At 58.7% G+C, this 16,868-nt stretch carries 22 protein-coding genes; 15 read left to right on the forward strand and 7 right to left on the reverse strand.

Going from position 1 to position 16,868, the window contains the following annotated elements; all coding sequences use genetic code 11:
* Positions 1-293 precede the first annotated feature (293 nt).
* From BLU63_RS09220 to BLU63_RS09265, 10 genes are all read left to right on the forward strand, one after another.
* Positions 294-1,415 carry a Re/Si-specific NAD(P)(+) transhydrogenase subunit alpha gene (locus BLU63_RS09220; RefSeq protein WP_010465739.1) on the forward strand — a complete coding sequence of 374 codons (1,122 nt, stop codon included), beginning with the start codon at positions 294-296 and terminating at the stop codon, positions 1,413-1,415.
* Positions 1,416-1,430: 15 nt separating this feature from the next.
* Positions 1,431-1,751 carry an NAD(P) transhydrogenase subunit alpha gene (locus BLU63_RS09225; protein WP_003187417.1) on the forward strand — a complete coding sequence of 107 codons (321 nt, stop codon included), beginning with the start codon at positions 1,431-1,433 and terminating at the stop codon, positions 1,749-1,751.
* A complete protein-coding gene (locus BLU63_RS09230) occupies positions 1,751-3,187 on the forward strand; it encodes an NAD(P)(+) transhydrogenase (Re/Si-specific) subunit beta (RefSeq protein WP_010465736.1) in 1,437 nt (478 codons plus the stop codon). Before BLU63_RS09225 ends, BLU63_RS09230 begins: the two co-directional genes overlap by 1 nt.
* Positions 3,188-3,367: 180 nt before the next feature.
* A complete protein-coding gene (locus BLU63_RS09235; RefSeq protein ID WP_010465734.1) occupies positions 3,368-4,861 on the forward strand; it encodes an acetyl-CoA hydrolase/transferase family protein in 1,494 nt (497 codons plus the stop codon).
* A gap of 319 nt (positions 4,862-5,180) precedes the next feature.
* Positions 5,181-5,396, forward strand: a complete 216-nt coding sequence (locus tag BLU63_RS09240; protein WP_007902752.1) for a DUF1127 domain-containing protein — start codon at positions 5,181-5,183, stop codon at positions 5,394-5,396.
* A 260-nt stretch (positions 5,397-5,656) separates the two neighbouring features.
* Positions 5,657-5,866, forward strand: a complete 210-nt coding sequence (locus BLU63_RS09245) for a DUF1127 domain-containing protein (RefSeq protein WP_010465731.1) — start codon at positions 5,657-5,659, stop codon at positions 5,864-5,866.
* Between the two features lie 144 nt (positions 5,867-6,010).
* Positions 6,011-6,328 carry a DUF2388 domain-containing protein gene (locus BLU63_RS09250; protein WP_010465729.1) on the forward strand — a complete coding sequence of 106 codons (318 nt, stop codon included), beginning with the start codon at positions 6,011-6,013 and terminating at the stop codon, positions 6,326-6,328.
* Positions 6,329-6,434: 106 nt separating this feature from the next.
* Positions 6,435-6,752, forward strand: coding sequence for a DUF2388 domain-containing protein (locus BLU63_RS09255; RefSeq protein ID WP_010465727.1), 318 nt, complete (start codon positions 6,435-6,437; stop codon positions 6,750-6,752).
* A gap of 28 nt (positions 6,753-6,780) precedes the next feature.
* The gene (locus BLU63_RS09260) at positions 6,781-7,101 is read left to right on the forward strand and encodes a DUF2388 domain-containing protein (protein ID WP_010465724.1); all 321 of its coding nucleotides are present in this window, start codon (positions 6,781-6,783) and stop codon (positions 7,099-7,101) included.
* Positions 7,098-9,059: a DUF7844 domain-containing protein gene (locus BLU63_RS09265; protein WP_083375333.1), complete on the forward strand. Its 1,962-nt coding sequence runs from the start codon at positions 7,098-7,100 to the stop codon at positions 9,057-9,059. The genes BLU63_RS09260 and BLU63_RS09265 overlap by 4 nt, the downstream gene beginning before the upstream one ends.
* Before the next feature lie 52 nt (positions 9,060-9,111).
* Here the strand turns inward: BLU63_RS09265 and BLU63_RS09270 are convergent, their stop codons facing one another.
* From BLU63_RS09270 to trpB, 3 genes are all read right to left on the reverse strand, one after another.
* Positions 9,112-9,567, reverse strand: a complete 456-nt coding sequence (locus tag BLU63_RS09270; protein WP_083375334.1) for an anti-virulence regulator CigR family protein — start codon at positions 9,565-9,567, stop codon at positions 9,112-9,114.
* Between the two features lie 121 nt (positions 9,568-9,688).
* A complete protein-coding gene (gene trpA / locus BLU63_RS09275) occupies positions 9,689-10,501 on the reverse strand; it encodes a tryptophan synthase subunit alpha (RefSeq protein WP_010465718.1) in 813 nt (270 codons plus the stop codon).
* Positions 10,501-11,721, reverse strand: a complete 1,221-nt coding sequence (gene trpB, locus BLU63_RS09280) for a tryptophan synthase subunit beta (RefSeq protein WP_010465716.1) — start codon at positions 11,719-11,721, stop codon at positions 10,501-10,503. Before trpB ends, trpA begins: the two co-directional genes overlap by 1 nt.
* 112 nt (positions 11,722-11,833) lie before the next feature.
* On the opposite strand from trpB, the gene BLU63_RS09285 reads away from it, so the two are divergent.
* The gene (locus BLU63_RS09285) at positions 11,834-12,751 is read left to right on the forward strand and encodes a LysR family transcriptional regulator (protein ID WP_010465714.1); all 918 of its coding nucleotides are present in this window, start codon (positions 11,834-11,836) and stop codon (positions 12,749-12,751) included.
* Here the strand turns inward: BLU63_RS09285 and BLU63_RS09290 are convergent.
* The gene (locus tag BLU63_RS09290) at positions 12,724-13,050 is read right to left on the reverse strand and encodes a DUF883 family protein (RefSeq protein WP_010465712.1); all 327 of its coding nucleotides are present in this window, start codon (positions 13,048-13,050) and stop codon (positions 12,724-12,726) included. The two genes, BLU63_RS09285 and BLU63_RS09290, sit on opposite strands and share 28 nt — an antisense overlap.
* Positions 13,051-13,206: 156 nt before the next feature.
* Between BLU63_RS09290 and BLU63_RS09295 the strand changes: the two genes are divergently transcribed.
* Together BLU63_RS09295 and BLU63_RS09300 are read left to right on the forward strand one after the other, a co-directional pair.
* Positions 13,207-13,422: a dodecin gene (locus tag BLU63_RS09295; protein ID WP_010465710.1), complete on the forward strand. Its 216-nt coding sequence runs from the start codon at positions 13,207-13,209 to the stop codon at positions 13,420-13,422.
* A gap of 123 nt (positions 13,423-13,545) precedes the next feature.
* Positions 13,546-13,770 carry a DUF1161 domain-containing protein gene (locus tag BLU63_RS09300; protein ID WP_010465708.1) on the forward strand — a complete coding sequence of 75 codons (225 nt, stop codon included), beginning with the start codon at positions 13,546-13,548 and terminating at the stop codon, positions 13,768-13,770.
* Positions 13,771-13,834: 64 nt separating this feature from the next.
* Here BLU63_RS09300 and BLU63_RS09305 read toward each other — a convergent pair whose 3' ends face one another.
* Positions 13,835-14,836 carry an LLM class flavin-dependent oxidoreductase gene (locus BLU63_RS09305; protein WP_010465706.1) on the reverse strand — a complete coding sequence of 334 codons (1,002 nt, stop codon included), beginning with the start codon at positions 14,834-14,836 and terminating at the stop codon, positions 13,835-13,837.
* A gap of 242 nt (positions 14,837-15,078) precedes the next feature.
* Here BLU63_RS09305 and BLU63_RS09310 point away from each other — a divergent pair, with 242 nt between their 5' ends.
* Positions 15,079-15,510: an OsmC family protein gene (locus BLU63_RS09310; RefSeq protein WP_008152515.1), complete on the forward strand. Its 432-nt coding sequence runs from the start codon at positions 15,079-15,081 to the stop codon at positions 15,508-15,510.
* Positions 15,511-15,703: 193 nt separating this feature from the next.
* Positions 15,704-15,937, forward strand: a complete 234-nt coding sequence (locus BLU63_RS09315; RefSeq protein WP_010465702.1) for a DUF1161 domain-containing protein — start codon at positions 15,704-15,706, stop codon at positions 15,935-15,937.
* A gap of 6 nt (positions 15,938-15,943) precedes the next feature.
* Here BLU63_RS09315 and BLU63_RS09320 read toward each other — a convergent pair whose 3' ends face one another.
* Complete coding sequence (locus tag BLU63_RS09320) at positions 15,944-16,366, reverse strand: PA0061/PA0062 family lipoprotein (protein WP_042932455.1); 423 nt, start codon at positions 16,364-16,366, stop codon at positions 15,944-15,946.
* A gap of 40 nt (positions 16,367-16,406) precedes the next feature.
* Positions 16,407-16,829, reverse strand: coding sequence for a PA0061/PA0062 family lipoprotein (locus BLU63_RS09325; protein WP_077748817.1), 423 nt, complete (start codon positions 16,827-16,829; stop codon positions 16,407-16,409).
* Positions 16,830-16,868: the final 39 nt, after the last annotated feature.

Below are 16,868 nucleotides of genomic sequence, written 5' to 3' on the forward strand. Positions count from 1 at the left end.
TCACCAGCAATGACGCCTCATTCACCGTGCCGATGTGTAAATTCTTGAAATTCGGCCAAAATCCTTACAAGGCACGGCCTGCAAGGGATTGAGGCGGTCGGTTGCGACATTCGGTCACGGGGTGACTTGTAGTTAATTTTCCGTCACCCGTCATAATCCCTTGAAGGGCACAAAGTTCGCCTGCAAAATGCCGCGCCCCGCCCAGATTTGGCGGGATCGTGCTGATCGGCCGCCCCAGCCGCACCATCCGAAGTGCCTGGGTTTACTCAATAAGATCACGCAGGAGATTTGACGTGCACATTGGTGTTCCTCTCGAAACCCAGACGGGTGAAACGCGGGTTGCTGCAACCCCGGAAACCATCAAGAAGCTGATCGGCCAGGGTCATAAGGTCACTGTGCAAAGCGGCGCCGGCATTAACGCCAGCGTTGTCGACAGTGCTTATGAAGCGGCAGGCGCAACGATTGGCAGCGCCAACGACGCGTTTGGTGCCGAGCTGATTCTCAAGGTGGTCGCCCCCAGCGACAGCGAGCTGACGCTGATTAAAAGCGGCACCGTTGTGGTCGGCATGCTCAACCCGTTCAGCAATGAAACCATTGCCAAGCTGGCCGAGTGCGGCATTACCGCGTTCGCGCTGGAAGCGGCTCCGCGCACCTCCCGCGCTCAAAGCCTGGATGTGCTGTCCTCCCAAGCGAACATCGCCGGCTATAAAGCCGTGTTGCTGGCCGCTCACCACTACCCGCGCTTCATGCCGATGCTGATGACGGCTGCGGGTACCGTGAAAGCGGCGCGCGTGCTGATTCTGGGCGCCGGCGTTGCAGGTTTGCAGGCGATCGCCACGGCGAAACGCCTGGGGGCAGTGATCGAAGCGTCCGACGTGCGCCCTGCAGTTAAAGAGCAGATCGAATCCCTCGGCGCCAAGTTCGTCGACGTACCGTATGAAACCGATGAAGAGCGCGAATGCGCTGTCGGTGTCGGCGGTTACGCCCGGCCAATGCCCGCCAGCTGGATGCAGCGTCAGGCCCTGGCCGTGCACGAACGCGCCAAGCAGGCTGACATCGTCATTACCACCGCACTGATCCCGGGCCGCAAGGCGCCGACGCTGTTGAGCGCGGAAACCGTGGCGCAGATGAAGCCAGGCTCGGTGGTCATCGACCTCGCCGCAGCCCAGGGCGGCAACTGCCCGCTCACCGTGGCCGACCAGGTCGTGGTCGAGAATGGCGTGACCATTTGCGGCCCGACCAATCTGGCGGGCGCGGTCGCGGCAGACGCTTCGGCCCTGTACGCACGCAACCTGCTGGACTTCCTGAAGCTGGTCTTCAACAAAGAAGGCCAGTTCGAGATCAACCTCGAAGACGACATCGTCGCCGCGTGCCTGATGTGCCGCGACGGCCAAGTCATCCGCAAAAACGCCTAAGCAGGGATTCAGACGATGGAAGAGCTTATCTCCCCCGGTATCTACAACCTGATCATCTTCGTGCTGGCGATTTATGTCGGTTATCACGTGGTCTGGAACGTAACGCCTGCATTGCACACCCCCCTGATGGCAGTCACCAACGCCATCTCGGCGATTGTCATCGTCGGCGCCATGCTGGCCGCCGCGTTGACCGTGACGCCACTGGGCAAAACCATGGGCACCCTCGCCGTGGCGCTGGCCGCGGTAAACGTGTTCGGTGGTTTCCTGGTCACCCGCAGAATGCTTGAGATGTTCAAGAAAAAAGCCCCGAAAGTAAAAGAAGAGGCGCCCAAGTAATGAGCATGAACCTCGTAACGACGCTGTACTTGATTGCGTCCATCTGCTTCATCCAGGCGCTCAAAGGCCTGTCGCACCCGACCACGTCGCGCCGTGGCAACCTGTTCGGCATGCTCGGCATGGGCCTGGCGATTCTCACTACCGTAGGCCTCATCTATAAGCTGGGCGCTGAGCTGGCCACCGCCGGCATCGGTTATGTCATCGTCGGCCTGCTGGTCGGCGGCACCGCCGGGTCGATCATGGCCAAGCGCGTTGAAATGACCAAGATGCCGGAACTGGTCGCTTTCATGCACAGCATGATCGGTATGGCTGCGGTGTTTATTGCGATCGCGGCGGTCGTTGAGCCGCAATCGTTGGGCATCGTCAAACAGCTCGGTGATGCGATTCCGGCGGGCAACCGTCTGGAACTGTTCCTGGGTGCGGCTATCGGTGCAATCACCTTCTCCGGCTCTGTGATCGCTTTCGGCAAGCTGTCGGGCAAGTACAAGTTTCGCCTGTTTCAGGGCGCACCGGTACAGTTCGGTGGCCAGCACAAGCTGAACCTGTTGCTGGGCCTGGCCACTCTGGCGCTGGGCATCACCTTCATGCTGACCGGCAACCTCAGTGCCTTCGCGCTGATGCTGGCCCTGGCCTTCGTGCTGGGTGTGTTGATCATCATCCCGATCGGCGGGGCCGACATGCCGGTGGTGGTGTCGATGCTTAACAGCTACTCGGGCTGGGCAGCCGCGGGGATCGGCTTCTCGCTGAACAACTCGATGCTGATCATCGCCGGTTCGCTGGTGGGTTCGTCCGGTGCGATCCTCTCGTACATCATGTGCAAGGCGATGAACCGCTCCTTCTTTAATGTGCTGCTCGGTGGTTTCGGCAATACGGCAGACGCGGCTGGCCCGGCCGGTTCGAAAGAAGCCCGCCCGGTTAAATCCGGTTCGGCTGACGACGCGACCTTCCTGCTGACCAACGCCGACACCGTGATCATCGTTCCGGGTTACGGCCTGGCGGTCGCTCGGGCGCAACATGCGCTTAAAGAGTTGACCGAGAAGCTGACCCATCGCGGTGTGACCGTGAAGTACGCGATCCACCCGGTTGCCGGTCGCATGCCTGGCCACATGAACGTGCTGCTGGCCGAGGCCGAAGTGCCTTACGACCAGGTGTTCGAGATGGAAGACATCAACTCCGAGTTCGGTCAGGCCGACGTAGTGCTGGTGCTCGGCGCCAACGACGTGGTCAACCCGGCCGCGAAGAACGACCCGAAATCGCCGATTGCCGGTATGCCGATTCTCGAGGCGTTCAAGGCCAAGACCATCATCGTCAACAAGCGCTCGATGGCCAGCGGTTATGCCGGCCTGGACAACGAACTGTTCTACCTCGACAAAACCATGATGGTCTTCGGCGACGCCAAGAAAGTCATCGAAGACATGGTCAAAGCTGTCGAGTAAAACCTGCTCCAACGCAATACCCAAAACCTCAGCCTTTAGTAGGCTGGGGTTTTTTTATTCCCCGTGAAACCCGACCAAAGGCTCTAAATCAGGCCTCTGCATTCGACCATGGTAGCGGGACGGATTTTTTTCAAATCACTAGACTGCACACCTTGCTTCCGTTGCCCGAGATAACCATCCATGTACCGTGATCGTATTCGCTTGCCTTCGTTGTTGGAAAAGGTGATGAGCGCCGCTGACGCTGCCGCTCTGATTCAGGACGGCATGACCGTCGGCATGAGTGGTTTCACTCGCGCTGGCGAAGCCAAAGCCGTCCCCCACGCATTGGCCGAGCGCGCCAAAATCACCCCGCTGAAAATCACGTTGATGACCGGCGCCAGTCTGGGCAATGACCTCGATAAACAGCTCACCGAAGCCGGCGTACTGTCGCGACGCATGCCATTCCAGGTTGATAGCACTTTGCGCAAGGCGATTAACGCCGGCGAAGTGATGTTCATTGACCAGCATCTCTCGGAAACCGTGGAGCAATTGCGCAACCAGCAACTCACGCTGCCGGACATCGCCGTGATTGAGGCCGTGGCGATCACCGAGCAGGGCCATATCGTGCCGACCACCTCGGTTGGCAACTCGGCCAGCTTCGCGATTTTCGCCAAACAGGTGATCGTCGAGATCAACCTCGCGCACAACCCGAATCTCGAAGGTCTACACGACATCTATATCCCGACCTATCGCCCGACTCGTACACCGATTCCGCTGGTAAAGGTTGACGATCGCATTGGCAGCACCGCCATCCCCATCCCGCCGGAAAAGATTGTCGCGATCGTGATCACCAACCAGTCCGACTCGCCCTCCACTGTCCTGCCGCCGGACGTCGACACCCAAGCCATTGCCGATCACCTGATCGACTTCTTCAAGCAAGAAGTGGCTGCCGGGCGCATGACCAACAAACTCGGCCCGTTGCAGGCCGGGATCGGCACCATCGCCAACTCGGTAATGTGCGGCCTGATCGACTCGCCATTCGAAGACCTGACCATGTATTCCGAGGTGCTGCAGGACTCGACCTTCGACCTGATCGACGCCGGCAAGCTGAGTTTTGCGTCAGGTAGCTCGATCACCCTGTCGAGCCGGCGCAACGCCGACGTCTTCGGCAACCTCGAGCGCTATAAGGACAAACTGGTCCTGCGGCCACAGGAAATCTCGAACCACCCGGAAGTCGTGCGGCGCCTGGGCATCATCGGCATCAACACCGCTCTGGAGTTCGACCTGTACGGCAACGTCAACTCTACCCATGTCTGCGGCACACGCATGATGAATGGCATCGGCGGTTCCGGGGACTTTGCGCGCAACGCGCACCTGGCAATCTTCGTGACCAAATCCATCGCCAAGGGTGGCGCGATCTCCAGCGTGGTGCCGATGGTCAGCCACGTCGACCATACCGAGCATGACGTCGACATCCTGGTGACGGAGATTGGCCTGGCCGACCTGCGTGGCCTGGCACCACGGGAGCGAGCACGGGTGATCATCGACAACTGTGTGCACCCGGACTATCGCCAGGCGCTGGATGACTACTTTACGTCGGCCTGCGCATTGGGCGGGCACACCCCGCATATCCTGCGCGATGCCCTGCGCTGGCACATCAACCTGGAAGAAACCGGACGAATGCTGGCGGTCTGATTCAGCAAAAAAACAGCTGACGCAAACACAGTTGTGTCAGCTGGCCTTGGCCACACTAGATTTTGTTTAAAACTGTACTGCTGTACTGGTCATTTCCTACCGTATTTGCCTACCCATTCAAGCGAAAACATCAAAATCGCACCAATATAGTGCCGACAGGTACAGTTGCCTCAATTTCGACCAGTACACCCCCTATTAACAGTTAACTGGTCCCTCACAATACAGGTGAACTGTATCTACAGAGACTAGCCAAACGAGAGGATCATTGGCATCAGTTAAACCACTACCTAATCCCGCCACAAGCGGAAGGATGTCAACCATGGAACGTACACTCAGTTCCGAACTGTTCTTCGAAGATACCGCTGCAAAAACCCAGGCTTCCATGCCTCTTCGCGTTATTGCCAACCTGATGCTGTGGCAGCGCCGCATCTCCAGCCGCCATCAACTGGCTCGTCTGGATTCGCGTCTGCTGGCTGATGCCGGGATTAGCGAAGCACAACGCTACGAAGAGCTGAGCAAGCCGTTCTGGCGCTAAGTTAGCGTCGCTGGCTCTGACCCACCGGGTCCACCGCCAGCACTCCAAATTGAAAAAACAAAGCCCGTCGTGGGAAACCACGACGGGCTTTGTCGTTTTCGGCCCTAGTCGGCGGCCGTACAAAAGGGTTAGCCGACAATGAGTACAGTTTTAATATTTATCATATTGCACCAGTACAATTTTACGACAGTGTATCTGTAGGCCCAGTGTCGCTGCGCTCAACATGAAGTCCTGACTCTCCGGCAAAAGGACTTCGCGCCATGGATAACTTACTGAATGTTTCTGCCCCCGCCCTTCTAAAGAAGCCTCGACTCCACAGACTTAAACGATTGCTGCAGTCGCTCGCCGCCGCCCTTGAGAGAGCCAGAACCCGGCGTTTGCTGGGCCAGCTCAATGATCAGCAACTCTCGGACCTAGGCATCAGCCACGCGGATCGGATTAATGAATTGGATAAACCGTTCTGGCGCTAGGCCGCTGCTTTAACAGAAGGGACTGTTCGAACCGATAAAAGCAGGCCTAATATCAAGCCAGAACGTGGCGAGCGCTGTTCGACAGGCGTCTGACTCAACAGCTACCTCAACACCTCTCAATCGGTTATCCAAAGGAGTTACACCATGTCCCGTCTTCGTCTGCTCAGCGCTGCAGCCCTGCTTGCCGTGGCTGCCAATTCCCACGCGACCAGCTTTATCGTGACCACGGATGCCGTCGTAGGCGCACTTAAGTCCAGTTCCGATGCAACCTCCGATGTCACTTCCTCCTTTCGCGATGACAAGATCGTGCGCGCTGCCCGTGACGACGCCGCCAGCTTCGTCGCCAGCGAAGGCGCCATTCGTGGCGTGAAACTGGAAAGCGCACTTGACCACATCCGCCACCAGGCTCCTCAGCTAAACGCCACTGATGCACAGCTGGCACAGGCCATCCTGACGATCTAAGCAACGCTGTCACATGGGACACGCCTGTCGTGTCCCAATGTTTCGGCACTGGCTCTAGCCCGGGGATTGCGCTAGCCTTTGGACTCGCTTTCGACAAACGAGTCTCATGCGTCTTCTTTCAAAGCAGCTTTTCATTTCAGTATTTCTCGCGGCCTGCTGGTCGGCCCCGACCTATGCCTTCGACGCGTTCAACTTGTCGACCCAAGGCATCGTCGTCACGGGTTACGCCACCAGCATGGTGACCGCCGCCCCCTTCGACCGTAAGCTGCTGATCGCCGCACACGATGACGCTGCGGCGTTCATTGCCAGTGACGGCCAACTACGCGGAGCGCAACTGGAATCCGCGTTGATTTACTTGCGCCGCAGCCAGCCAAAACTTCATGCAAGCGACCTTGAACTGGCGCAGGCAATTCTCGTCCAATAGTTATCCTTTGTCCTTGCGGAGTCGTTCCATGCGTAGCCCTCTGATTGCTGTTGCCCTTGGCCTGCTTTTATTGGCCGATGTGACCCAGGCGCACACCTTGGTTGCCACCAGCAACATCCTCATCAATGCCACCCAACGCACACTTGATTTCACTTCCGATACCACGACGTCCATTCGCGACTCGAAAATTATTCGCGAAGCCCACGATGATGCCGCGAGTTTCGTCGCCAGCGATGGGGATATTCGTGGTGCGCATCTGGAGGCCGCCTTCAGTACATTGCGCACCCGTGTGCCGGAAGCCCGGGACGCCAGTGATCAGGTGCTCGCCGAAGCCATCCTCGCACTGTGAGGTCGCCAAACGCCTGGCTGCTGGCCGGGCTGATGTTGCTGCTGTGCAACACGGCCCAGGCTGGCTTGCAATTACGACTCAAGACCGAGGGTCTGAGCGCCGAACAACAGCAAGCCAGTCAGGCGTTGCTCGATGAAGCCATGCAGGCCTTGCCGCCACGTTTTATCGAAAAACTGGACCGGCGCATTGATGTTGGCTGGACCGACGACATGCCGAGCAATGCCTATGGCCAGGCTTCGCTGGTGTCCGAACTCGACCTGAACCGCAACCTGCTCGCCAGCCTCACGGACGGCAGCGCTGCCACCAAAAAAACCTATCGCCCCCACGTCACCGTCCGCCGCGAAATGCTCGCAACGGTGTTGCATGAACTCACCCATATTTACGACCGTTCGCGCCTGTGGCCGGACGCGGAACGTACGCTGATCCAGCGCTGTACCCGGCGCAACAACAGTTCCGGCCTGATCGGCATCCCGGATGAATGCCGTGGTCAATCCGACCGCCGCTTTACCCTGAGCGATGATCCGCGCTTGCTCGACCTGGCCGGTTGGCCGCAATACGTCGGTCGCCGTGGCGAGCGCGAGCAGCACAACCGGCAGATCGCCCGCAGCCCGGACATCTACGAAACGAGCAGTCCCAAAGAGTTTGTCGCGGTCAACATGGAGTATTTCCTCCTCGACCCGAGCTATGCCTGCCGTCGCCCCGCGCTGTATCGCTACTACAAAGAACATTTCGGCTGGGCTCCCGCCGCCAAGGACCCGTGCAGCAAATCCTTTGCCTTCCTCAATGCCGGCAACGACTTTGCTAAACAACCGCTGGGCCAAGTCGATCCGGAACGGGTGTACGCCGTCGACTATCTGCTGGCCGAAGCCAACCAGAACTGGGTCAGTCGCTGGGGGCACAGCATGTTGCGCCTGGTGATCTGCGCGCCGGGTCGGCCTCGCGGGCCAGATTGCCGACTGGATCTCGACCAGCACCTGGTCTTGTCCTACCGCGCCTTCGTCGGCGACGTGCAGCTCTCGAGCTGGGATGGGCTGGTGGGTAAATACCCCTCGCGCCTGTTTGTACTGCCGTTGGCCCAAGTGATCGACGAATACACCAAGACTGAACTGCGCAGCCTGGCCTCGGTACCGCTGAACCTGACGCGCAACGAAATTGAAGACGTGGTGGAACACGCCGCCGAGATGCATTGGAGTTACGACGGCAATTATTATTTCCTCTCCAACAACTGCGCGGTGGAAGGCTTGAAGTTGCTGCGCAGCGGCAGCAACAACGCGAAACTGGTCGGGCTCGACAGCATCATGCCCAACGGCTTGCTGGAAGTGATGAAGGGCCGCGGACTGGCGAATACCAGCGTGCTGGATGACCCACGCGAAGCGTTGCGCCTGGGTTACCGCTTCGACTCCTTCCGTGATCGTTACCAAGCGATGTTCGAAGTGCTGAAAAAGCACTTGCCGATCAAGCAGGAAAAAGTCGAAGACTGGCTGGCATTAAAAGCTGACGAGCGCCGGCAATGGTTTGAGCAGGCTGACTTGCGCACCAGCGCGGCATTGCTGTTGCTGGAGCAGGCAAGCTTCCGTCAACAACTGGTGCTGGCCCAGGATGAAGTGAAGCAGCGTTATCTGGGCGCACGGGAATTGAAGAACGGCGGTATGGACAAGGCAAACGCGACCTTGCAGCAAATTCTCGCTAATAGCGGCTTCCTCAGTCGTCCCGCAGAGCTGCTCGGCACCGGCGGTTACGGATTGCCTCAACCGAATGAATGGCAGCGCCTGGAATCGGAAAGCAACCTGCGGCAGAAGCAGCTTCAGCTGCTGACCGGCGATCTGGACAAGGAAGTCAGAGCGCTGCTCGAACCAGGCCGGGCAGCGGAGATGGCCGCCAATGAAGCCAACCTGAAACTGGTTGGCGAACATTTGCGCAAATTGCATAAAGCAGCAGGCGGGCTGGAGTTGCCATAAGCAAGAAGGCGTCGTGGATGATCCATGACGCCTTCTTTGCCTGCACGTTAAATCAAAGCACCCCTTCCAGAATTTCATAGACGATCCCGGTGCCCACGGCGATCAGCACAATGTCGCCCCCTGCACGGCGCCATTCGTAGCCCGGGTAATGCGGCAGCCGCCCCAAGGCACGATTATCCAGACGCTCACCGTAATAGCCGTGAGGCAATGGTCGACCACGCACCAGATGAACACCTGGAGGAGGGGGTGCCCCGCGTACAAAATAGCCGTGGTTATCGTGAATAGTCTGGCGCACCGGGCCGAAGTCCCGTGGCGGAGGGCCGCCGCGATGATTGTCCTGCGGGCCACGGTGGTCATCGCCATGGTTGTCACCACGGTTATCGTAATGGCCCTGCGGCGGGCCGCCGCGGTCGTGATCGTCGCGCTGATCGGCGCTCGCATGCAGCAGCGGCGTGGCACTGAGCATCAGCACGCCCAGGCTGGCAATCAGACGTTTCGGCATTTTCATCAGGTCTTTCCTCACTGCACACACAGCAAAAAGGGCTTCAGAACGTAGTCCTGAAGCCCTCGGTCTTGCTGTTTAGTCTGTGCCGCGAGGCTCTAATTCCTCTGTATCAGGAACTTTACCTTCAGCTGACGCGGGCCTTACGCACGCCTTCAGCCAACGCCGAGCAAAGGCTCAGCACGCCATCAACCGCCTGCGCCGGCGTTGAGGCATTGGCGATGTGGTCGATCAATGCCGAACCCACCACCACACCATCGGCCAGACGCGCGATGGACGCCGCTTGCTCCGGTGTACGAATGCCGAAACCGATACTGATCGGCAGGTCGGTGTGGCGACGCAGACGAGCAACCGCTTCTTCAACGTGTTCCAGCGTCGCCGCGCCCGCCCCGGTCACACCGGCAACCGACACGTAGTAGACGAAGCCAGAGCTGCCGTTCAGAACGGTCGGCAGGCGCACATCGTCGGTTGTCGGCGTGGTCAGGCGGATGAAATCCAGTCCGGCGGCCTGCGCCGGCTCGCACAGCTCACCGTTATGCTCCGGCGGCAGGTCGACCACGATCAAACCATCAACACCGGCCTCCTTGGCGTCGGCGATGAAGCGCGGCACGCCGTACATGTGGATCGGGTTGAAATACCCCATCAGCACCAGCGGCGTCTCGGTATTGCCTTCACGGAACTCGCGAACCATTTGCAGGGTTTTCGCCAGGTTCTGCTTGGCGCCAAGGGCGCGGATGTTGGCCAACTGGATGGCCGGGCCATCGGCCATTGGATCGGTGAAGGGCATGCCCAACTCGATCACATCGGCACCCGCACCGGGCAAGCCTTTGAGGATCGCCAGGGACGTGTCATAGCTCGGGTCGCCAGCGGTGACGAAGGTCACCAGGGCGGCGCGATTCTGTTCCTTGAGTTCGGCAAAGCGCGTTTGCAGGCGGCTCATCAGTGTTTCTCCTGCTTCGATTGTTCCATGTGGTGCATCACGGTTTGCATGTCTTTGTCGCCACGACCGGACAGGTTGACCACCATCAGGTGATCTTTGGGCAGGGTCGGTGCGCGCTTGAACACTTCGGCCAAGGCGTGGGCGCTTTCCAGTGCAGGAATAATCCCTTCCAGGCGGCAGCATTTGTGGAACGCATCGAGGGCTTCGTCGTCGGTCACCGAGGTGTACTGAACGCGGCCGATGTCATGCAACCAAGCGTGTTCCGGGCCGATGCCTGGATAGTCGAGGCCGGCCGAGATCGAGTGGGCGTCGATGATCTGGCCATCGTCGTCCTGCAACAGGAAAGTACGGTTGCCGTGCAGCACACCCGGAACACCGCCGTTCAGGCTGGCGGCATGCTTACCGGTTTCAATGCCGTAACCGGCGGCTTCCACGCCAATGATTTCGACGCTTTTGTCATCGAGGAACGGGTGAAACAGGCCCATGGCGTTGGAACCGCCACCGATGCACGCCACCAGGCTGTCCGGCAGACGACCTTCCTGGGCTTGCAGTTGAGTACGGGTTTCTTTGCCGATAACAGACTGGAAGTCGCGAACCATCGCTGGATAAGGGTGCGGGCCGGCCACGGTGCCGATGAGGTAGAAGGTGCTGTCGACATTGGTCACCCAGTCACGCAACGCTTCGTTCATCGCGTCTTTCAGGGTGCCAGTCCCGGCGACCACCGGGATCACTTCGGCGCCCAGCAGCTTCATGCGGAACACGTTGGCCTGTTGACGTTCGATGTCGGTGGTGCCCATGTAGATCACGCAATCCAGGCCGAAACGTGCAGCCACGGTCGCCGTCGCCACGCCGTGCATGCCGGCGCCGGTCTCGGCAATGATGCGTTTCTTGCCCATGCGCCGAGCCAGCAGGATCTGGCCGATGCAGTTGTTGATCTTGTGCGCGCCGGTGTGGTTCAGCTCTTCGCGTTTCAGATAAATCTTTGCGCCGCCGCAGAATTCGGTCAGGCGTTCGGCGTAGTACAGCGGGCTTGGACGTCCGACGTAGTCCCGTTGGAAGTAGGCCAATTCTTCTTTGAATGCTGGATCTTCCTTGGCCAATTCGTATTCACGGGCCAGGTCGAGCACCAACGGCATCAAGGTTTCGGCGACGTAACGGCCGCCGAACGAGCCAAACAGGCCGTTGGCGTCGGGGCCGTTGCGCAGATTAGTCTGGGTCATGGGTCGCTCCAGTGGGATTCGTGAGATGACAATGACGGTCACTCTACCCCTGACGTCCCAGCCTGAAAACCGATAAGATCGCCACAACCTGTCAGGAAAACTCACAGATCCCATGAGCCACGACCTTCCCCCGCTCAACGCCCTTCGCGCCTTTGAAGCCACGGCACGGCTGAACAGCGTCAGTCAGGCTGCCGAACAGCTGCACGTCACTCATGGTGCGGTCAGCCGACAACTCAAGGTGCTCGAAGAACACCTCGGTGTGAGCCTGTTCATCAAGGATGGACGCGGCTTGAAACTCACAGATGCCGGCGTGCGTTTGCGCGATGCCAGCGGTGAGGCCTTTGAACGTCTACGCACGGTTTGCGCAGAGCTGACCCAAAGCACCGCTGACGCTCCATTTGTTTTGGGTTGCTCGGGCAGTTTGTTGGCGCGCTGGTTTATTCCACGCCTGGGACGACTGAACGCGGACTTGCCCGACCTGCGCCTGCACCTGTCGGCCGGGGAAGGCGATCTCGATCCGCGACGGCCGGGGCTCGATGCCCTGCTGGTGTTTGCCGAGCCGCCATGGCCGGCGGACATGCAAGTCTATGAGTTGGCCAGCGAACGAATCGGCCCGGTGATGAGCCCGCGTTTCGCGGGTTATGAAAGGCTGCAAGCTGCGCAGGCCACAGCGTTATTGAACGAACCCTTGCTGCACACTACCTCGCGCCCACAGGCTTGGCCGAGCTGGGCACAGCAAAGTGGCCTCGACGCCAAGGCGTTGAAGTACGGTCAAAGTTTCGAGCATTTGTATTATTTGCTGGAAGCAGCCGTAGCGGGGCTGGGGGTGGCGATTGCGCCTGAGCCGCTGGTGGCTGAGGACTTGAAGGCCGGTCGCCTGGTTGCGCCTTGGGGATTCAGTGAAACCCCGGCGCAACTGGCCTTGTGGCTACCCAAGCGCGCCGCGGACGGGCGCGCTCGACAGTTGGCGCAGTGGCTCAAGGCCGAGCTGCACCAAACCGATCAGTCGCCGCGCTTGAACAGCAGATAAGCCGCAAGCAGACCCAGTGCGCCGACAGCGACGCCCGCAGTAGTCCAAGGGTGTTCCTGGGCGTAGTCCCGAGTGGCAATCCCGGTTTCGCGGGTTTTGACTTTGACTTCTTCATACGCATCGCTGAGCAGATGGCGCGAATGTTTCAGCGCGTTCTCGGCGTTGCCTTTCAGCGCTTTGAGGGTTTTACGCGACTCGTCCGAGGCGTCGTCTTTCAGATTTTCCAAAGATTTCAGCAGACTCTCGATCTCGGCTTCCATGCTTTGCAATGAGGCTTTACGTAAAGAGGTGTTGGCCATGGTGGCTCTCCTTCATTGATGATGAGTAGCGTGTGTTGGTTGGGACTTCAACGGTTCGAGAAAGTGCAGTAAATCTGAACTTCTGCATGGCATTAGCCGACAGAAGTAATACGAAAAATCACTGCTAGGCTGTATTTCACACCCAAGGAGAACGCCATGACTGACCATCACACCTACAAGAAAGTCGAATTGGTTGGCTCGTCCACCAGCAGCATTGAGGACGCCATCAATAACGCGCTGGCCGAAGCCAATAAGAGCATCAAGCACCTGGAATGGTTTGAAGTGACCGAAACCCGCGGGCACATCAAGGATGGCAAGGCCGCTCACTTTCAGGTGACGCTCAAAGTCGGGTTCCGGATTGCCAGCAGCTGAGTTTGAGCTAGTCTCCTGAACTTGCGCGCTGGCCGAATGCCATAGGGAAATGGCAAAGCGCTACATGAGTGCCTCCGGCTGATGGCTGGATGCTCCCTTTGATCCGACCAGGGAATGCGACAGATGAAGTATTTTATTTTAGCGGTAGGTTTGTTGAGCCTTGCAGGAACAGCCTTTGCTGACGGCAAATCGTGCGAAGAGCTGAAAGCCGAAATCGCAGCAAAACTGGATGTCAAGGGCGTTGCCGGCTATTCACTGGAAATCGTCGATAAAGGCGCTGAGGCCGGCGGAACAGTCGTCGGTACCTGTGAAAAGGGCACCAAGGCAATCGTCTACAAGAAAGACTGATGTCCCTTACAAATCAAAAAGCCGACGCAATGCGTCGGCTTTTTTGTGTGGCGGCGTCGGCGCCTCAGCCCTTCATGACCTGCGCCAGCAGCTCATAGGAATGCACCCGATCCGCATGTTCGTAAAGGTCGCAGGTGAAAATCAGCTCGTCCGCCTGAGTCTGCTCGATCAGCACTTCAAGCTTGGCGCGGATCTTCTGCGGGCTGCCCACCATCGCCAGCCCGAGGAAATCGCCGACGGCTTCCTTCTCATGTGGCAGCCACAGGCCATCCATGGTTTTCACCGGCGGACGCTGCACCAGGCTTTGGCCACGCATCAACGCCAGGATGCGCTGATAGACCGATGTCGCCAGGTAATCCGCCTGCTCGTCAGTGTCAGCGGCGACCAGCGGCACACCGAGCATCACATACGGCTTATCCAGCACCGCCGAAGGCTTGAAGTGATTACGGTAGACGCGAATCGCCTCGTGCATGAAGCGCGGTGCGAAATGCGAGGCGAAGGCGTAGGGCAAACCGCGCTCACCGGCCAATTGTGCACTGAACAGGCTGGAGCCCAGCAACCAGACAGGGACATTGGTGCCGGTGCCCGGCATGGCGATGATTCGTTGGTCAGGCGTGCGTGGGCCGAGATATCGCATCAGCTCCGTAACATCTTCCGGAAACTCGTCGGCGCTGCCGGAACGCTCGCGACGCAGGGCGCGTGCGGTCATTTGATCGGAACCGGGGGCGCGCCCCAAACCCAGATCTATCCGGCCTGGATACAGGCTTTCGAGTGTGCCGAATTGCTCCGCGATCACCAGCGGCGCGTGGTTGGGCAGCATCACGCCGCCGGAGCCGACACGAATGGTCGACGTGCCACCGGCCAGGTAGCCGAGCAATACCGAGGTGGCCGAACTGGCGATGCCGTCCATGTTGTGGTGTTCGGCGACCCAGAAGCGGGTATAGCCTAATTTTTCGACATGCTGCGCCAGGTCCAGGGAATTACGCAGCGACTGGGCCGCGCTGCCGTTCTCGCGCACGGGCACCAGATCAAGGGTCGAAAACTTGATATCGGACAGTCGTTTCATAAGCCTGCTTCTCCAATGGTGGGCGCAGGTTTTTCTTGCGAACGAAAACCTGCCGAATCTATAAGCGTGCTTCATGCAATGAGGGCATATACCCGAGATTCAATAGCCAGGCCAAAAAATCCTACAAAAGCAGTAGGACTTTATGAGATGAGGTGAACTTTGCACAACCGTCTACCCTCAGAACCCTAGCAACCGAAAACCATGAAGGTGCGACGCTCGCACCGGATCTTGAGGAGGCAGACATGGCTATTACGAAGAAAGCATCGGCTCATTGGGAAGGCGATCTGAAAACCGGCATCGGCTCGATCTCTACTGAAACCGGTGTACTCAGAGAAGCGCCCTACGGCTTCAAGGCTCGTTTCGAAGGCGGCAAAGGCACCAATCCGGAAGAGCTGATCGGCGCGGCGCATGCGGGATGTTTCTCGATGGCGTTTTCGATGATCCTGGGTGATGCCGGGCTCAAGGCTGACAGCATCGATACCAATGCTGAAGTGACCCTGGATCAAGTCGACGGTGGTTTTGCGATCACTGCGGTGAAATTGATCCTCAAGGCGAAAATCCCCGGGGCGACTCAGGCGCAGTTCGAGGAGCTGAGCAACAAGGCCAAAGAAGGCTGCCCGGTGTCCAAAGTGCTGAATGCGAAAATCAGCCTGGATGCGACGTTGGTCAGCTGATGATCAGGCGTTGAATGTACCGACGCCTTCGCGACCCGACCCGCTCGCGAAGGCGAACTTGTAAACAACACAATTCCAACGATAAAGCTGCGCTTTGTGAGCGGTGTCAGAACTCGCTTTGCAAAACTGTGGTCGAATAAATGACAGCCGCTCAAGCGCAAAAACTGCGCGCGGCCTCAAGGGAGCTTCAACCATGAAACGTTTTGCCTTGGCGATTATCGGTTGCACGCTGGCCACTTCGGCCCTGGCGGCACCGAAATCCTGTGAAGAACTCAAGGCCGAGATCGAGGCCAAGATCCAGGCCAATAACGTCTCGTCCTACACCCTGGAAATCGTCACCAATGACGAAGTCCACGATCAGAACATGGTCGTCGGCAGCTGCGAAAACGGCACAAAGAAAATCATCTACCAGAAAAACGACCGCTGATTCACCTCACGGGACGCAATAGGTCTGCCGATCTTCAGCGACGATCTCCCGCTTTGCATTGAACAATCGGGCGCTTGGGGTGAAGGCGATCGAACGGCCTTCCAGCACATAACGCTGGCCGGCTTCGAAATGATCGTATTTGACGGTCAGGTAGCACAGCCGTTCCGTGGGGGTGTTCATCATGTTCATGCCCCCACCACCGGGCACCTCAAAGTCGAACCTGACGACCAGCTCATGGCTGCCGGGCGTCACCTGGAAAAAGCGCCCGTCACGCAATCGCTGTTTGTCCAGTCGCTCTGCCATCAGCAACCTGTCGTTGGGGAATGGCGTCGAGAAGTCGATCCAGGCCATCTGCGGATTTACCGCCGGTAACGGACTCTGGCAGCCGGCAACCACGCCTGCCGCGAGCAACAGCATCAATCTGCGCATGATGAATGTCCCAAAAGATGGTCATTCAGCATAGCGCCGATCAGCTGCTTTGGCAGCCAGCCGGCGTGCCTTGGCCAATCACTTTTCGCTGTTGATCATAGAGCTTTGCCCATGGCCGGAAGCCGATATTCCCCGCTTGCAGCTGATATCGCTCACCGGCATTGAAGTCGTTGAATTTCACGTTTAACTGGCAGTCACGCCACAGCGGCTCGGCGTCGGGGCCGATGTTGGTGGGCTGGACCGCAAACTGGTAGCGCACCGTCAGCTCATGACGGCCCGGATGCACCTCGAAATACCGCTTGTCGGTAGAGGCCTTGTCATCGACTTCCAGCGCTTGCAGGGCGGTGTCTTCTTGCTGTGAGTCCAGTTCGATCCATGCTTGCGACGGATCATGGTGAGGTAAACCGAAACCGGCACAGCCGGTCAGCATCAACAAGCCTCCCGTCAGCATCAATTTGCGCATAGCGGAGCTCCAGTCAGGCGGGATAGTCTTGCGGGCAGA

Source organism: Pseudomonas mandelii, from assembly GCF_900106065.1.
GTDB classification, from domain to species: domain Bacteria; phylum Pseudomonadota; class Gammaproteobacteria; order Pseudomonadales; family Pseudomonadaceae; genus Aquipseudomonas; species Aquipseudomonas mandelii.

What these genes read in the sequence shown, in the direction of transcription:
- BLU63_RS09225 (WP_003187417.1), top strand. Translation starts at nt 1,431, where the DNA reads ATGGAAGAGCTTATCTCCCCCGGTATCTACAACCTGATCATCTTCGTG.
- BLU63_RS09230 (WP_010465736.1), top strand. Translation starts at nt 1,751, where the DNA reads ATGAGCATGAACCTCGTAACGACGCTGTACTTGATTGCGTCCATCTGC.
- BLU63_RS09235 (WP_010465734.1), top strand. Translation starts at nt 3,368, where the DNA reads ATGTACCGTGATCGTATTCGCTTGCCTTCGTTGTTGGAAAAGGTGATG.
- BLU63_RS09240 (WP_007902752.1), top strand. Translation starts at nt 5,181, where the DNA reads ATGGAACGTACACTCAGTTCCGAACTGTTCTTCGAAGATACCGCTGCA.
- BLU63_RS09245 (WP_010465731.1), top strand. Translation starts at nt 5,657, where the DNA reads ATGGATAACTTACTGAATGTTTCTGCCCCCGCCCTTCTAAAGAAGCCT.
- BLU63_RS09250 (WP_010465729.1), top strand. Translation starts at nt 6,011, where the DNA reads ATGTCCCGTCTTCGTCTGCTCAGCGCTGCAGCCCTGCTTGCCGTGGCT.
- BLU63_RS09255 (WP_010465727.1), top strand. Translation starts at nt 6,435, where the DNA reads ATGCGTCTTCTTTCAAAGCAGCTTTTCATTTCAGTATTTCTCGCGGCC.
- BLU63_RS09260 (WP_010465724.1), top strand. Translation starts at nt 6,781, where the DNA reads ATGCGTAGCCCTCTGATTGCTGTTGCCCTTGGCCTGCTTTTATTGGCC.
- BLU63_RS09270 (WP_083375334.1), bottom strand. Translation starts at nt 9,567, where the DNA reads ATGAAAATGCCGAAACGTCTGATTGCCAGCCTGGGCGTGCTGATGCTC.
- trpA (WP_010465718.1), bottom strand. Translation starts at nt 10,501, where the DNA reads ATGAGCCGCCTGCAAACGCGCTTTGCCGAACTCAAGGAACAGAATCGC.
- trpB (WP_010465716.1), bottom strand. Translation starts at nt 11,721, where the DNA reads ATGACCCAGACTAATCTGCGCAACGGCCCCGACGCCAACGGCCTGTTT.
- BLU63_RS09285 (WP_010465714.1), top strand. Translation starts at nt 11,834, where the DNA reads ATGAGCCACGACCTTCCCCCGCTCAACGCCCTTCGCGCCTTTGAAGCC.
- BLU63_RS09290 (WP_010465712.1), bottom strand. Translation starts at nt 13,050, where the DNA reads ATGGCCAACACCTCTTTACGTAAAGCCTCATTGCAAAGCATGGAAGCC.
- BLU63_RS09295 (WP_010465710.1), top strand. Translation starts at nt 13,207, where the DNA reads ATGACTGACCATCACACCTACAAGAAAGTCGAATTGGTTGGCTCGTCC.
- BLU63_RS09300 (WP_010465708.1), top strand. Translation starts at nt 13,546, where the DNA reads ATGAAGTATTTTATTTTAGCGGTAGGTTTGTTGAGCCTTGCAGGAACA.
- BLU63_RS09305 (WP_010465706.1), bottom strand. Translation starts at nt 14,836, where the DNA reads ATGAAACGACTGTCCGATATCAAGTTTTCGACCCTTGATCTGGTGCCC.
- BLU63_RS09310 (WP_008152515.1), top strand. Translation starts at nt 15,079, where the DNA reads ATGGCTATTACGAAGAAAGCATCGGCTCATTGGGAAGGCGATCTGAAA.
- BLU63_RS09315 (WP_010465702.1), top strand. Translation starts at nt 15,704, where the DNA reads ATGAAACGTTTTGCCTTGGCGATTATCGGTTGCACGCTGGCCACTTCG.
- BLU63_RS09320 (WP_042932455.1), bottom strand. Translation starts at nt 16,366, where the DNA reads ATGCGCAGATTGATGCTGTTGCTCGCGGCAGGCGTGGTTGCCGGCTGC.
- BLU63_RS09325 (WP_077748817.1), bottom strand. Translation starts at nt 16,829, where the DNA reads ATGCGCAAATTGATGCTGACGGGAGGCTTGTTGATGCTGACCGGCTGT.